The sequence below is a fragment of the Streptomyces corchorusii genome, from assembly GCF_001514055.1.
GTDB lineage: Bacteria > Actinomycetota > Actinomycetes > Streptomycetales > Streptomycetaceae > Streptomyces > Streptomyces olivaceoviridis.
This window is the reverse complement of the sequence record NZ_KQ948365.1, coordinates 164,351-178,221: the sequence shown is the minus strand read 5'-3', so window position 1 is coordinate 178,221 and position 13,871 is coordinate 164,351. Positions and strand designations below refer to the sequence as shown.

Here is a 13,871-nt window from a genome sequence, read left to right as displayed (position 1 = left end):
AATGGGATCACCTCACTCCATCACCACAGAAGAAGGCATCCGTGATCGCCAACTACGGCTTCACCGCCACCCTGACCGCCAGGCCCCGGATGGGCGACCGGCTGGTCGACCTGCTGCTCACCGGTCTGAACGAGGGCAGCCCCGGCGCGAGCGAACACTGCGTCGTCTACCTCGTCTCCCGTTCCGCGTCCGATCCCGACGTCGTCCACGTCACCGAGGGCTGGACCAGCGAGGAGGACCACCACCGGATCTTCGCCGGCGAGGCCGCCCAGGCCATCGTGGCGCAGATCGACGGACTGCTGGCCAAGGAGTCCGAGTACACCGACTACGTGCCGGTCCGCGGAAAGGCCACCTTCTGACCCGCCGATCGATCCCCTGGTCCTTCCTGCCGCCTCGGTCCCTGCCGAGCGGCCCTCTTCTCGCCCGACCGTTCGCCACCACCCCACGAAAGGCAGCACCATGACCACGGCACGACCTGCCCTTGACCCCGAACTGCGTGAACTGCTCGCCGACATGCCCCTCATGTCCCAGCTCGGTCCAGAAATACTCGCGCAACTGCGCCGACTCCCGTCGACGTCCATTGAGTCCCTCCTCGCCCACCGGCACGTCGACCGGCTGGAGATCACCGTGCCCGCCGAGGACGGTGCCCCCATCCCCCTGTCCGTCTTCAGCCCCGCGAACACCGATCGCACCACCGCCGCACCCTGCGTCTACTGGATCCACGGCGGCGGAATGGTCATGGGCGACCGCTTCTCGCAGATCGACATACCGCTGGAGTGGCTCGACGAGTTCGGTGCGGTCGTGGTCTCCGTGGACTACCGGCTCGCACCCGAGGCCACCGGCACCACCCTGGTCGAAGACTGCTACCAGGGACTGCTCTGGGTCGCTGATCACGCCGCCGAACTGGGCATCGACCCCGCCCGGATCGTCGTCGCGGGCGCCAGCGCGGGAGGCGGCCTCGCCGCCGGCGTCACCCTGCTGGCCCGCGACCTCCGCAGCCCGGCGATCGCCGCGCAGATGCTGATCTGCCCCATGCTCGACCACCGCAACACCAGCACCTCCAGCCGCCAGTACTCCGGCGTGCCCGGCGTCTGGACCGGTGAGATGAACGCGTTCGCATGGAACTCGGTCCTCGGCGACCTCACCGACGCAGAGGTGTCCGAGTACATCTCGCCGGCGCGGGCCGAGGATCTCTCGGGTCTGCCGACCACGTACATCGACACAGGCTCCGCAGAGGTCTTCCGTGACGAGGACACCGACTACGCCACTCGCATCTGGGCGGTGGGCGGCCAGGTCGAACTACACGTCTGGGCGGGCGGCTTCCACGGCTTCGACGCCCTGTACCCGCAGGCACACCTCTCGATCACAGCCCGCCGCACCCGCACGGACTGGCTCGCCCGACTCCTCGAACCGCACCGCACAGCGCCGCTGACTCCAGCCGACGGTGATCGGCCATAGTGCGAATCTGCTCGCCTTCGTGTTCGACGTCCTTGACGAACCCTACCGAGCCCTACCGAGCACGACTGGAAGCACTGTTCGCCGAGGGGGTGCTGGCCGCGCCGTTCGTGCCTCCACCCAGGTGGAGCGGGACGACCTGCCCGAGGTGATCCGCCACTACCTCACCGCGCACAACGCGGGAGACGCCTCGGCGTCGGCGGCACTCATGACGCCGGACGCCCGGGTCACCGACGACGGGAAGACGTACGACGGCCTGCCCGCCATTGAGCGGTGGCTGAACCGTGCCGCCTCGGAGTACACGTACACCACCACCTGTCTGGGGGCCGCGCAGGACGGACCGGACCGCTGGACCGTCACCCAGCGGCTCGACGGCAACTTCCCCGGCAACACGATCGACCTCCGCTACGACTTCACGCTCGACGGTGGACAGATCAGCAGGCTGGTCATCGCTCCCTGATCCCCTACCCCGGCCGCCGCTCGCACGGCCGGCCGGGGAAGCGACTGCGGGCCGCGTCACGGACGCGGCCCGCAGTGTGCGGGGCGCATGCCCAACAGCCGTGGTCGCGACGATACGCACGGCACGGACCGGTAGCGGTACGCCCGATGATGGCCGGACACATCACGAGCGGGGCGTGGCTGCTGTCTTCTCGTAGCGGGTGGCGATGCCTCGCCACTGTTTCAAGCGGTTGATGCGGCGTTCGACCGTGTCGCGTTGCTTGTAGGTCTCGCGGTCGAACGCGGGTGGCCTGCCACCCCGGCTGCCGCGTCGCAGACGGTGGCCGCGTTGACCGGCCGGCACGGGGATGACCGCCCGGATGCCGCGCCGCCTGAGGTGCTCACGGACGGCCCGCGACGAATACGCCTTGTCTGCGAGGACTGCCGCAGGCCGGGTCGGGGGCCGTCCATGCCGTCGGGGAACACGCAGCCGCGCCATCACGTCAGCGAAGGCAGGCGCGGTCACCGGCCTGTCCGGCGGTGAGATGGAAGGCTAGGGGCCGGCAGTTGCCATCGGCCGCGAGGGCTCAGCACCGTTGTCGACTGGGCATGGGGGTGTGATCGCGCACTATGCGGTCGCAACGCCCAGGAAACGCAGTACCGCTAGGACGCGGCGGTGGTCGGTGTGGGCCTTGGGCAGGTCGAGCTTGGTGAAGATGCTGTTGATGTGCTTGGCGACCGCGCTCTCGCTCACGACCAGCTCGGCGGCGACGCCGGAGTTGGACCGGCCGCCCGCCATCAGCTCCAGCACTTCCCGCTCGCGCGGTGTCAGCCGGTCGAGCGGATCGCTGTGCCGGCGCACCAGCAGCTGCGCGACGACCTGCGGGTCGAGCGCAGTGCCGCCGGCCGCCACCCGGCGTACCGCCTCGGCGAACTCCTCGACGTCGGCGACCCGTTGCTTGAGCAGATAGCCGACGCCCGAGGTGTTGGCGGCGAGCAGATCGGCGGCGTACCGCTCCTCCACGTACTGCGACAGCAGGAGCACGGCGGTACGCGGGTACTGGCGGCGGATCACCAGCGCGGCGCGTACTCCCTCGTCGGTGAAGCCGGGCGGCATGCGCACGTCGACCACGGCGATGTCGGGCCGGTGCTCCTCGACGGCCGCCAGCAGCGCTTCCGCGTCGGCGACTTGCGCGCACATCTCGAAGCCGGCCGCCTCCAGAACCTTGACCACGCCGATGCGCAGCAAGAGGGAATCCTCGGCGATCACGGCGCGCACGGCAGCTCCACGGTGATGACGGTCGGGCCCCCGGCGGGGCTGCGGCAGGAGAACGTGCCGTCGACGGACGCGACGCGCTTGGAGAGCCCGGCGAGCCCGGTGCCGTCGGCCGCCGCGAGATCCGCGCCGCCCGCTCCGTCGTCCGCGACGACCACCAGCAGTGTCTCCCCGATCCGCTCCACGGTCACGTCCGCCCGGGTCGCCTGGGCGTGTTTGACCACGTTCGTCAGGGCTTCGGAGACCACGAAGTACGCGACGGCCTCGATTGTGGGTGAGGGGCGCTGCGGCAGGTCCACCACCACGCGCACCGGGATCGGGAGGCGGGCGGCGACCCCGGACAGCGCGGCGTCGAGGCCGCGGTCCTCAAGGACGGCCGGATGCAGGCCGCGCACCAGGTTGTTCAGCTCGGCGATCGCCTCCTTCGCCTCGCGGTGCGCTTCGTCGATCACCTTGCGGGCGTCCTCCGGCAGGTCGCCGAGGGTGGCCCTGGCCAGGCCCAGGTTGACGGCGAGCGAGACGAGGCGCTGCTGCGCGCCGTCGTGCAGGTCGCGCTCGATCCGCCGCCGCTCGGCGTCGGCGGCGTCGAGCACACCGGCCCGGCTCTCGGCGAGGTCGGCGACCCGGCGGGCCAGCTTCTCCGTGCGGCTGGGGCCGAGCAGGACCTCGGCCGCCCGGGTCTCCAGCCGCACCAGAGCGCCGGTCAGCCGGGGCCCGAGGAACAGCAGGGCGAGGCCGCCGGCGGTGATGTACGCGGCCTGCGTGGTGTACCCGAGGTCGGTGACCCGCCACTGCGGGGGCAGCGCCCAGATCCACACGTAGATGGAGGCGGCCACGAGAGCGGCGGCCCAGACGGCGAGGACGGCGAGGTCCAGGACGGCGAACAGCGGACCCGCCACGGCGTGGTAGCAGACCTGCCGCCACAAGGCCCGGCCGGTCAGCCGGCGCACCGCCGACTTCCAGTTGCGTCCCGGCCCGGGTACGGCGGGACGCGGGAGGTCCTTGCCGACGAGCGCACGGTAGCGGCGCCGCTGCCCGGCGGTCAGCAGGGGTGTCACCACGAGCGTGAGCAGCACGGGCAGCGGAGTCAGGGCCGGCACCAACGCCGCCATCGTGCCGAGCAGCCAGAGCCACAGCGGCACCACGGCAAGGTGGAGCGGCAGGCCGGCGGCGACGAGCGCGGTCCGTCCCGCCCTGCGGAACGGCCGGCCCAGCACCAGCTGCGGCCACGTCGTGAGTTGCATGCGTCAAACGGTAAAGCCGCAGGCCATCCCGGTGCCATGACGCTCCCGCCCGCTTCGGGGGTGCACTTGTCTCCACCCCGGGTCGGAACCCTGCGTGACTGACGGCGCCCTGGTGTGCGGCGGAGGGTGGAGCACGTGAGGGGGAGAGCCGGCGGGGAGCGGGAGAAGACGATGCGTCAACTAGCGTTTGACAATGACGAATTGGCCGGTGCAGAGGGCTTCGACCGTGCCGAGGTCATCCCGCTCCACGAAGAGGCGCAGGAGCCGCGCCCGGCGCGGGGCGTGCGGCGGACCGGGTGGCTGCTGGTCGCCTGCGGGCTCGCCCTGCTGCCGTGGCTGTACGTGCTGGCGACCGGCCTGCCGGCCACCGCGACCGCGGCGCACTGGCCGGTCGCCTGGGTCGGGCTCGACGCGCTGGAGGCGCTCGGCCTGATCGCCACCGGCCTCCTCGCCGCCCGCGGCGACCGACGGCACGCCCTAGCAGCCGCCGCGACCGCGACGCTGCTTGTGGTGGACGCCTGGTTCGACACCACGACCGCGGCCCCGGGCGGCGACTTCGCCACCGCGGTCGCCATGGCGCTCGGCGCCGAGCTACCGCTCGCCGCGCTGTGCGGCCGGCTGGCGCTGCGGGCGCTGAGCCGGCACGCGTGACGCCGACCGCCCAGCCACATGCCACGGACCACATCAATCCACCGGAGAACACCCTGCACCGCATCACCACCGCCCCCGTCGCCCCGATCCCGGCCCGGAGCCGCTGGGCGGTCGCCGCCCTACGGACAGGGCGCCGTGTCGCCCAGCCACCAGGCGGCGGCCAACGCGGCGCCGACGCCGTCATACCGGGCATCACGCGCCGGCACCGCGCGCAGTCCGTCGTCGCCGCGAGGCAGCCCTACCCGGTCGGGTGAACACGCCAGGGGAGAACAAGCGGTGCAACGCCCGGGAAGATCCCGAGATCTTGTAGGCGCGCGGGAATGTTCGCCGGGCAGGTGTGGTTGAACCAGCCGTGATGGTGAAGGGAACAGTGTCCCCGGGCCTCATCTATCGCATGCGAGGACGATCGTTCGGCTGAAGCCTCGCATTGCCTTTCGCCGCGCAGGCGACCGCCCTTCACCATCACACCCCTTTGCGGGTTCAGCCCCGGCCAGCATGCTGGCCGGGGCTTTGTGCTTCAGTCTCCGATGCCGAGGTCCGTGTCCAGTCGGCCGTGTACGAACGGCTGCACGGCCGCCGCTGGTCGGCGACGGCCCCCGGTGAAATGCCCGGCCGTCGGTACACGACCGGCTCCGCACATCTGGCGAGAAGGTCCGCCGGTCCTCAAGGCAGGGGAGGGGTGAGAGCGACGCCCTCAGCGCGCTCGGACGGAGGCTCCGTAGGTGTCGGTCTGGCGCAGTACGGCCACGTCCCGTGCCGGTGCCGGCCATAGCTGGACGAGGTATCACTCGGTGACCTCCTCCGGCGCGAGGCCGATGGCGGTGTCCCGGCCGCGGGCATGGACGCGCGGCCGGTAGTCGCAGGGTCCGGCGAAGGAGAGCACCGGCAGCTCCTCGTCCAGGTCGTCCATTCGTGCGCCTGGCCCGCACCACCGTCGCTGCGGCCGCCGTACTCGCCGCCTTCCTCGCTTCGACGACCGCGCACGCCGCCCCGGCCCCGCCGCGCCGCTCAGGACGCCCTCGCCCAGCTACCGGTGCGCAGCGAGGACCGCACCGGGTACGAGCGCACGAAGTTCGAGCACTGGGTCGACGCCGACAAGGGCGGCTGCAACACCCGCGTTATCTGCACTCACGGAGTGGAGTAATGCACAGTGCCCTCGGTGCACGGCGATACTAACGTGCCAACGGATCTGAGGGACGTGAGGCACAAGGAGCTCGGCAGTGGCGGTTACTGGACCGGCTGGGAACCTGACGTGTGAGAAGTAATCGGTTCGCGCCCCGGCGGAGCCGCGTCCTACTCTGCCCGCCATGGCAAAAGCACCCGTTCTCACCCCCCAGGCAGACAACTTCCCCCGCTGGTACCAGGACCTGGTCAGCAAGGCCGAACTGGCCGACAACGGTCCGGTGCGCGGCACCATGGTCATCCGACCGTACGGCTATGGCCTGTGGGAACGGATGCAGCAGGAGCTGGACGCCCGGATCAAGGCGGCCGGCGCCCAGAACGCGTACTTTCCGCTCTTCATCCCGCAGTCATACCTGACGAAGGAGGCTGAGCACGTCGAGGGCTTCGCACCCGAACTGGCCGTCGTCACCCACGGTGGCGGCAAGGAACTGGAAGAGCCCGTCGTCGTCCGCCCCACCTCTGAAACCATCGTCAACGACTACTTCTCCAAGTGGGTGCAGAGCTACCGCGACCTGCCGCTGTTGATCAACCAGTGGGCGAACGTGGTCCGCTGGGAGCTCCGGCCCCGCGTGTTCCTTCGTACGACGGAGTTCCTGTGGCAGGAAGGCCACACGGCACATGCCACCTACGAGGACGCCAAGCACTACGCCGCACGCATCCACCGGGAGGTGTACGCCGACTTCTTGGAGAACGTCCTCGCTATGGATGTCGTGCCGGGGCGCAAGACGGTCAGGGAGCGGTTCGCTGGCGCGATCAACACGCTCACCCTGGAGGGCATGATGGGTGACGGCAAGGCTCTCCAGATGACCACCAGCCACGAACTGGGGCAGAACTTCGCCAGGGCGTTCGAGACGCGGTACCTGTCGAAGGACGGCCGTGAGGAATACGTCTGGCAGACGTCCTGGGGCTCCACGACCCGAATGGTCGGCGCACTGGTGATGATGCACGGCGATGATGACGGACTCCGCATCCCGCCGCGTCTGGCCCCGGTCCAGGTGGTCGTCGTGGCCGTCAAGGGCGACGACGCGGTCCTGGCCACCGTCCGCGAGATCGGTGACCGACTGAAGACGACTGGTGTCCGCGTACACGTTGACGACCGCGTTGACACGCCTTTCGGCCGCCGCGCGGTCGACTGGGAACTCAAAGGGGTACCCGTACGCATCGAGGTCGGACCACGCGACGTGGAGAACGGCACGGCCGTGCTGGTCCGCCGCGTAGCGGGAAGCAAGGAGCCGACGCCGATCGGGGCACTGTCCGAGGTCCTGCCCAAGGTACTGGAGGACGACCAGGCGCTTTTGCTGGCGCAGTCCCGTAAGCGCCGCAACGACCTCACCGTCGAGGTGACCACGGTCAAGGAGGCTACGGAGGCCGCGAGCACCGGCTGGGCGCGCATCGCCTGGGAAACGCTGGGCGTGGAGGGCGAGGCGAAGCTAGCCGAACAGGGAGTGTCCGTACGGTGCCTGGTCGCCGCAGACGGTTCTGTTCCGGAGAGCGACGACCAGCCGGGCAACGTCGCTATCGTGGCGCGTGCCTACTGACCCCGGTGAGATCGATGCTGCTGCTCCGCCTGTTTATTGGCGGACCGGCAGCCTCACGTCACGGCCCGCATCGCCTTGCGCAGCGCAAGGCGCAGTGAGGCGATGGTCTCGTCCGCTTCCTCCTGTTGCTCGGTGAGCCTTCCAGCACGGGCGTGGGCCTCGGCGAAATCTCTGCTCAGAGCCTGATTCTGGCGTTCCAGGTCCTGGATCCGGCGGACGAGATTGGTGTGGGCCAGGCTGTCGATTTCCGCGCCCAGAGTGAGTTGGACACGGCGCTTCAAAGCGTCGCGCTCGCGTTTGAGTTCTTGGATCTCTTCGCGGGCGAGTGCAAGGTCGGTGTGCAGGCTTGCGGGCGTGGCCCGCTCGAGTCGGGGCATCGCGGCTGCTTCCCTGCCGTATTGGGCTTGGTCGCTCATGGCAGTGCGGATCGCAGTGTTGATGGCGGGGGTGTTGTAGACGAACCAGGTCGATACGTCTGCTTCGCGTGCCACCCGGGCGAAGGAGACTCGCTGGCCGGCGTTGAGCAGGTCCTGGATGGCGCCCTGCGTGCGGGTGGCCTTGGTTTCGCTGTCCGCCTGGCGGGCCCGGCGCAGGCGGGCAATGCGAACGTCGCGGGTCGATTCAGTGCTGGTCATGTGAGCTCCGGATGGTCAGCCCGTCCACGGGGATGAAGGCAGCGGCCGAGCGTGCCTTGCGTAGTTCTCGCGCCGCCTCTTCAACGGCCGTTCGCTCCGGCTCGGGCAGGGTCTCCAGGGTGGCCCTCATCTGGCTCAGTGCCTTGTTGTAGCCGGTGATCTGATCGTCGAAGTTGCGGATGACCCAGTCGGCAGCACCCATGGCCAGGGCAGCTTCCTTGTCGGCCCGCAGCTCGGCGACCTGCTGCTGTAGGGCCGGGAGGTAGGAGGGGTCGGGGCGGTAGAAGTCGCAGCCGGCGCACTGGAAGCGGATGCGGCAGTGCTGCCCGCCGGCCTTGACGTTGCTGGGTTCGCTGCACCCTCCGTAGGGGACGGCGACGGTCTGGCCCTCAGAGGCCAGGGCGTCGGCGTAGCCCCGGGGGTTGCCGTGACGGTCGATGGTCAGCCGGGCGACGGTCTCGACGGCTTTGCGTTTCCGCTCCAGTGAGACCTTGTAGTAGCCCATGGTGGTGTCGATCTCGCGATGGTCCATCAGCTCGCGCAGGTGGTCCACCGGGACGCCGGCGTCGGCATGCCGTTGTGCGTAGGCGTGGCGCAGGCCGTACACGGTGATTTCCGCGCGGTCGTACGGCACGGGGCTGCCTTCGTCGTCGAGTCCTTCGCCGAGCAAGTGGGGGATGCGGTCCACCCAGGTCCGGAAGATCTTGGCGGAGAAGTGGTGCGCGGACATGTGGCCGCGGCGGGTGCGGTTCTGCCCCGGGGCGGGAAAGAGCCATTCCTGTGCCACGGCGCGCACGGGCAGGGCCGACAGCTTATTCTCCCATGTCTCGATGTGGCGTGCGGTGTCCTCCGTGATGGGAAGCCGGCGTCCGTAGCGGCGGCGTTTGAGGTTGTCGTAGATGAGGGTGGGTTTGCCGTCGATGCGCTGGACGCAGCTGCGACGGAGACGGGCTGCTTCTTCCGGGCGGCGGCCGGTGTCGCGCACGATCCGGTAGTACGCGGCGTACATCTGCTCATAGTCGCCGGCAGTCCAGCCCTTGCGCTCGTAGCTGGTGCCGATCAAGTGCAGGTGCTGATCGAGCTGGGCGATGACGTGCTCGGGGATCGCGCGGCCGAGGTCGTCCTCGGCATCCTCCGCCGGAACTTCCATTTGGTGGAAGGCCGGGGACAGGGCGAAGGCGCCGGGAATCTGGTCCATGAGACCGAGCAGGCGGGCACGGTCGAGGAAACGGCGCCAGTGGCCCAGCAGAGCGCGACGGTGCTGACTGCCGTAGGGCTCGCCGGTCTTCGGGTTGTGCGCGGCGCGGAACGCATCGACGACGGCGCTCATGTCTGCCAGCTGCAGCTTGTGCGGGGTCTGCCCGTGGAGTCTGGCGGCGAGGGCGGCGGAGGCGATGGCTGCCGCCTGCACCACGGCCCGCAGCTCCAGGACGGTGGGCCGTACCTGCCGCCCGTACTCTTTGGCGATCTCGCGCAGCCACGGCTGCTGGAGGACCGTGAAGTCGATGGTTCCCGAGGTCGCCCGATACTCGCGGCGTTTCCCGGCGATCAGTCCGACAAGCCGGCACTCCCAGATGTCGCCGGCGGTCGGGTCAGTGCCGTTGTACTCGCTGCGGGCCCGCGCCAGCTGGTCCAACAGGCTGCGGAGCGCACCACGCAGGTTGCTGTCCAGGGTCTCGGGGAATCCGGAGGCGAGATCGAGCAGAGAGCCGAGCCCGCCCGGGAGACGGGGAACGAGGGACCGGATGCGGCCGGGCACCAAGATGACGTCGAGCTGGTCACGTTGTTCAAGCGCGTACAGGATCTCGGTACGAACCGTTTCCGACACCGGCGCCAGCGTGAACTGTGTTTTACCTATGCCGCGGTTGACACCACCGTGCTGGTTGCCGTGGCGGGATCCGGGCTGGTGGGTGGAGGCGAAGTCTGGTGGATTTCCGTTCTGGCGCCGGTCGTGAGCGCATCCGGAACAGTAGCTCTTGAACGACTCCACCACCGCGGGGCAGCGCACCACGCGGCAGGGGTGAGCCGCCGTCAGCGGGTTGTTCACCGAGCCGGTGAAGACGTGCGTGGCAGGATCCCACTCGTCTCGCCGCCACTGCGGATCCAGCCGGTCGCTCAGCCACGTTCCCCAGTCTTCACTGACCTCTCTACGAGGCGCCCGGATCGCGGCGAGGACCGCGCTCACTGGCCAGCTCCTGCAGCGGCGAGCTCCACGGCCGTGCGCAGGTCTTCGTCCGTCGCATGCAGGTAAACGGCCATGCTCGCGGACGACGCATGGCCCAACAGCGTCTGCACCACGTCCGGGTCGATCCCGCTGCGGATCCACCGAGTGGCAGCCGTGTGCCGCATCATGTGGGGACGGGCGCGAAAGCCGCACCGGTTGCCGATGCGCTCGATGATCTGCTTGGCGTTGGAATACGTCATCGGCCTCGCTGCATACGGGCCCACCAAGTTGACGAACACGTAATCGGAACCGGCTGTCCCCGGCACCTCGCCGCGTTCCGCCAGGTGGTCGCGGTACCGCTGGACGCACTCGCGGACGAGAGGCACGACACGGGACCGACCGCTCTTTGCCCGGGCTCCGTTGGCGTTGTCTTGCTGAGGCCGTACATGCAGATGGGCGCCCCGATGAGTGCAGCCCAGGTGGGTCGCGTCCGGCAGGAGGTGCATGTCCTCGCGCCGCAGACCCAAGGCTTCCCCAATGCGCAGGCCGCCAGTGAGGAGAATGCTCAACAGCAGGCGATCGCGTGCCATCCGCGCGGCATCGACGATGCACTGCGACTGTGCGGAGGTCAGCGTGGCCGGCGGTACCTCGATCTCCAGCGCCCTGAGGACGCGGGCCCGGATCACGCTGTGCTCTCCATGTTCGCCACGCTGGTAACCACGCGGTGCGTGGTGAAGGAAGCGGGGCTCGACCAGCCGATCGGCAACCTCCTGTGGAATACGTCCCTGCGCCGCGCAGAAACGCAAGAACTCGCAGACCGTGGTGAGGTGCGCGTTCACCGTCTTACCGGCGGGCGGTTGCTGGTTGTGCCGGACCGGGGTCAGCTCCAGGCCGAACTTGTACCGGGCCAGGTCGCCCAAGGAAACGGTCTGCCAGTCGGTTCCCCTGCCCCTGCACCAGTTCAGGTACCGGCCGACGCGCGGCAGGTAGTTCCGTTGGGTGTGGGGTGATCGTCCACGTGCTCGCAAGTGCAGCGAGAAGTCGCGGGCTTCCGGGTGGATCTCGTAGGTCTGGTCGTCGACCAGAACCATGGTCACGGCTCCCGTGCTCGGTGACACGGCCCGTTCTATGCGCAACATCAACGCTCCTGGTGGTTCTTGTGCCTCACCTCGTGATCACTAGCAGTGAGGCACGGCGGATAGGAGCACCTGTGGCACATGTGACTCAGTCCGTGGACGGCAATGCAGATAACCTGCGCCGAGGTGCTGGAGGCGGAAGCCGTCGTCGCCCCGGAGCAGGGGGTGAGCTGCCGGCTGAGCGGGGGAGCGTGGTTCTCGCCGTATGACGACCGCTTCATCCAGGAACCGGGCGGTGTGGACATCGACCACCTGGTCCCGCTCGCGGAGGCCTGGGACTCCGGCGCCTTCGACTGGAGCGCGCAGGAACGTGAGGCGTACGCCAACGGCCTCGGTGACGAGCGCGCGCTGATCGCGGTGTCGGCTGCCTCGAACCGGTCCAGGGCCGACCAGGCCCCGTCCACGTGGCTGCTGCCGGCTGCCGGTGCCAGTACGTCACCGACTGGGTGGCCACCAAGATGCGCTGGGCCCTGAGCGTTGACACCCACGAGCAGGCCGCGATCACCGAGGTCCGGCCACTGTCCCAACGTAACCGTCACCATCACACCGGCCCGCTGATCCCTCGCCCGGACCAGGTGCCCAGTGGAGCGCCACCGCCAGGAGGCCGGGGAAGAGTCGCGGTCTGTTCGGCCGCCGCTGACCCTGCCCGCTCGGTGGATTGGGTTTCCGGCCGGGACGGGCTGGCCGGAGGCCGCCTTGCCCGCCGCCAGCGCCGGCCACTGAGGGGCCGGCGCAGCTGATCGCGGGCGCGAGTCCGTGCTCAGCGCGCCTTCTTCAAGGCAACGGCGCGGGCCGGCACCGGGTATGCATTCCTTCGGTTACCTGCCGTCCGCTGTCCTGGAGCCGGCCTCCGAGTGACCCTGGCCCGCCGCGGCCACAGGCTCGCGCCTGGCATCGCTCCGTGCCGTGACCGGCTCCGGGTGCTCCCATGCCTCGGGCAGCAGCAGCACGGCCAGGTTCGCCGCTGCGACGAGCACCGCACCTGCCAGCAGTGGTGTCGAGGTGCCGAGGAGGGTGGCAACCGGAACGGCCACGGCCAGGCCCAACGGGCGGGCGGCAAACGAGATCAGCGTGTCGAAGGAGCCTACCCGCCCGAGCACCTCCTGCGGGATGCGGCGCTGGATGGCGGTCTCCCACAGCGGGCTGAGCACTCCTAGACCGAACATCGCCAGGAAGTACGCAGACGCCGCCCAGGGCAGCGCCATTCCCAGCCCGAAGGCCGCCATCGGCAGCGCGTAGACGGCCGCGCCCACGGCCACGCCGACCAGGGGGCGGCGCATCGGCATCCGTCCTGCGGCAAAAGCACCGACCAGCATGCCGACGGTCCCCAGCTGGGCCACCAGGACCCACGCGCCGTCACCGCCCATGCTCCGGACAGCGATGAGCGGTCCCAGGGTGAGCAGGAAGCCGGCCGCCAGATGCCATACTCCATGGCCCAACACATTGGTGAGGAACCAGCGGTGGCGCCGGGTCTCGGTCCAGCCTTCGCGCAACTGGGCCCGGAACCTTGCGTGGCCGCCGTCGGTCGGCCTGGTGGCCCGGCGGGTGTGCAGGCCGCCCAGGGTGGTCGCAGAGCCGATGAAGAGCGCGCCGGTCAGTAGCGAGGACCAGCCGGGGCCGAGCATCAGCATCATGCCGCCTGCCGTAGCAGGGCCGGCGGTCTGGGCCAAGCCGGTGGCGACGTCCAGCCGTGAGTTCAGCCGCAGCCGCTGGTCGGCGTCGACGGTCGCCGCGACCAGGGTGCGCACCGCTGGGGTGCCGAAGGCGATCGCGGCGCCGGTGACCGCGGCGAGCACGGCGAGGTCGGGCACCCGGATCAGGCCGCAGAGCAGCTCCGCGCCGATCGCAATCTGCGCCGCGCCCCTGAGCAGATCGGCAGCGAGCACGACCCGCTGTGGCGGGAAGCGGTCCGCCAGCACGCCGGCGACCGGCAGCAGCACCAGCATGGGCAGCAGTTCGCATGCCAGCACCAGGCCCAGATCCCCTGCCGAACCCGTCGAGCCTGAGGCGTGTCCTCGAAGCAGCGCGAGCGTGAGCGTGGTGGGTATCAGCGCGGTGGCCAGCGCCGCGCAGGTACGGCCGACCAGCAGTCGGCGCATGGGTTGCGTCATGCGTCCACAGTATTTCGCCAGCTAATCATTTGGCAACGAAA

The 13,871-nt window shown here is 69.7% G+C and carries 14 protein-coding genes and 1 pseudogene; 7 read left to right on the top strand and 8 right to left on the bottom strand.

The genetic code is table 11. The annotated features are described in order from the left end of the window. Positions 1-41 precede the first annotated feature (41 nt). The 3 genes from AQJ11_RS33450 (at position 42) to AQJ11_RS33440 (ending at position 1,915) form a co-directional block, all read left to right on the top strand. Positions 42-359: a putative quinol monooxygenase gene (locus AQJ11_RS33450; RefSeq protein ID WP_059265687.1), complete on the top strand. Its 318-nt coding sequence runs from the start codon at positions 42-44 to the stop codon at positions 357-359. A gap of 100 nt (positions 360-459) precedes the next feature. Then, positions 460-1,458, top strand: a complete 999-nt coding sequence (locus tag AQJ11_RS33445; RefSeq protein WP_059265686.1) for an alpha/beta hydrolase — start codon at positions 460-462, stop codon at positions 1,456-1,458. Between the two features lie 121 nt (positions 1,459-1,579). Further along, positions 1,580-1,915 (top strand): nuclear transport factor 2 family protein, encoded by a 336-nt coding sequence (locus AQJ11_RS33440; RefSeq protein ID WP_059265685.1) that lies wholly within the window; start codon positions 1,580-1,582, stop codon positions 1,913-1,915. Positions 1,916-2,077: 162 nt separating this feature from the next. On the opposite strand, the pseudogene AQJ11_RS46850 reads toward AQJ11_RS33440, so the two are convergent. From AQJ11_RS46850 to AQJ11_RS33430, 3 genes and pseudogenes are all read right to left on the bottom strand, one after another. Then, positions 2,078-2,477, bottom strand: a pseudogene (locus AQJ11_RS46850) (transposase); the annotation flags it as partial. 44 nt (positions 2,478-2,521) lie between these two features. After that, the gene (locus tag AQJ11_RS33435) at positions 2,522-3,172 is read right to left on the bottom strand and encodes a response regulator transcription factor (protein ID WP_059265684.1); all 651 of its coding nucleotides are present in this window, start codon (positions 3,170-3,172) and stop codon (positions 2,522-2,524) included. After that, the gene (locus tag AQJ11_RS33430) at positions 3,160-4,413 is read right to left on the bottom strand and encodes a sensor histidine kinase (protein ID WP_059265683.1); all 1,254 of its coding nucleotides are present in this window, start codon (positions 4,411-4,413) and stop codon (positions 3,160-3,162) included. The genes AQJ11_RS33435 and AQJ11_RS33430 overlap by 13 nt, the downstream gene beginning before the upstream one ends. Positions 4,414-4,548: 135 nt before the next feature. Here AQJ11_RS33430 and AQJ11_RS33425 point away from each other — a divergent pair, with 135 nt between their 5' ends. After that, complete coding sequence (locus AQJ11_RS33425; RefSeq protein ID WP_059265728.1) at positions 4,549-5,064, top strand: hypothetical protein; 516 nt, start codon at positions 4,549-4,551, stop codon at positions 5,062-5,064. After that, the gene (locus AQJ11_RS50055; RefSeq protein ID WP_167360888.1) at positions 5,061-5,318 is read left to right on the top strand and encodes a hypothetical protein; all 258 of its coding nucleotides are present in this window, start codon (positions 5,061-5,063) and stop codon (positions 5,316-5,318) included. The genes AQJ11_RS33425 and AQJ11_RS50055 overlap by 4 nt, the downstream gene beginning before the upstream one ends. 530 nt (positions 5,319-5,848) lie before the next feature. Here the strand turns inward: AQJ11_RS50055 and AQJ11_RS52185 are convergent. Next, a complete protein-coding gene (locus tag AQJ11_RS52185) occupies positions 5,849-5,974 on the bottom strand; it encodes a hypothetical protein (protein WP_279616961.1) in 126 nt (41 codons plus the stop codon). A gap of 397 nt (positions 5,975-6,371) precedes the next feature. On the opposite strand from AQJ11_RS52185, the gene proS reads away from it, so the two are divergent. Beyond that, on the top strand, positions 6,372-7,784 hold the full coding sequence (gene proS, locus AQJ11_RS33415; RefSeq protein WP_059265682.1) for a proline--tRNA ligase: 1,413 nt from the start codon (positions 6,372-6,374) through the stop codon (positions 7,782-7,784). A 53-nt stretch (positions 7,785-7,837) separates the two neighbouring features. Here proS and AQJ11_RS33410 read toward each other — a convergent pair whose 3' ends face one another. From AQJ11_RS33410 to AQJ11_RS33400, 3 genes are read right to left on the bottom strand one after another with little or no spacing between them, the layout of a single operon-like run. After that, complete coding sequence (locus AQJ11_RS33410; protein ID WP_059265681.1) at positions 7,838-8,419, bottom strand: DUF6262 family protein; 582 nt, start codon at positions 8,417-8,419, stop codon at positions 7,838-7,840. After that, a complete protein-coding gene (locus tag AQJ11_RS50505) occupies positions 8,406-10,604 on the bottom strand; it encodes a tyrosine-type recombinase/integrase (protein WP_208616677.1) in 2,199 nt (732 codons plus the stop codon). The genes AQJ11_RS33410 and AQJ11_RS50505 overlap by 14 nt, the downstream gene beginning before the upstream one ends. Beyond that, positions 10,601-11,674, bottom strand: coding sequence for a tyrosine-type recombinase/integrase (locus AQJ11_RS33400; RefSeq protein WP_063807716.1), 1,074 nt, complete (start codon positions 11,672-11,674; stop codon positions 10,601-10,603). Before AQJ11_RS33400 ends, AQJ11_RS50505 begins: the two co-directional genes overlap by 4 nt. Positions 11,675-11,824: 150 nt before the next feature. On the opposite strand from AQJ11_RS33400, the gene AQJ11_RS50050 reads away from it, so the two are divergent. Continuing rightward, positions 11,825-12,193 (top strand): HNH endonuclease family protein, encoded by a 369-nt coding sequence (locus AQJ11_RS50050; RefSeq protein ID WP_059265679.1) that lies wholly within the window; start codon positions 11,825-11,827, stop codon positions 12,191-12,193. Between the two features lie 344 nt (positions 12,194-12,537). On the opposite strand, the gene AQJ11_RS33390 is transcribed toward AQJ11_RS50050, so the two are convergent. Continuing rightward, positions 12,538-13,830 (bottom strand): MFS transporter, encoded by a 1,293-nt coding sequence (locus tag AQJ11_RS33390; RefSeq protein WP_167360890.1) that lies wholly within the window; start codon positions 13,828-13,830, stop codon positions 12,538-12,540. Between the last annotated feature and the right edge of the window lie 41 nt (positions 13,831-13,871).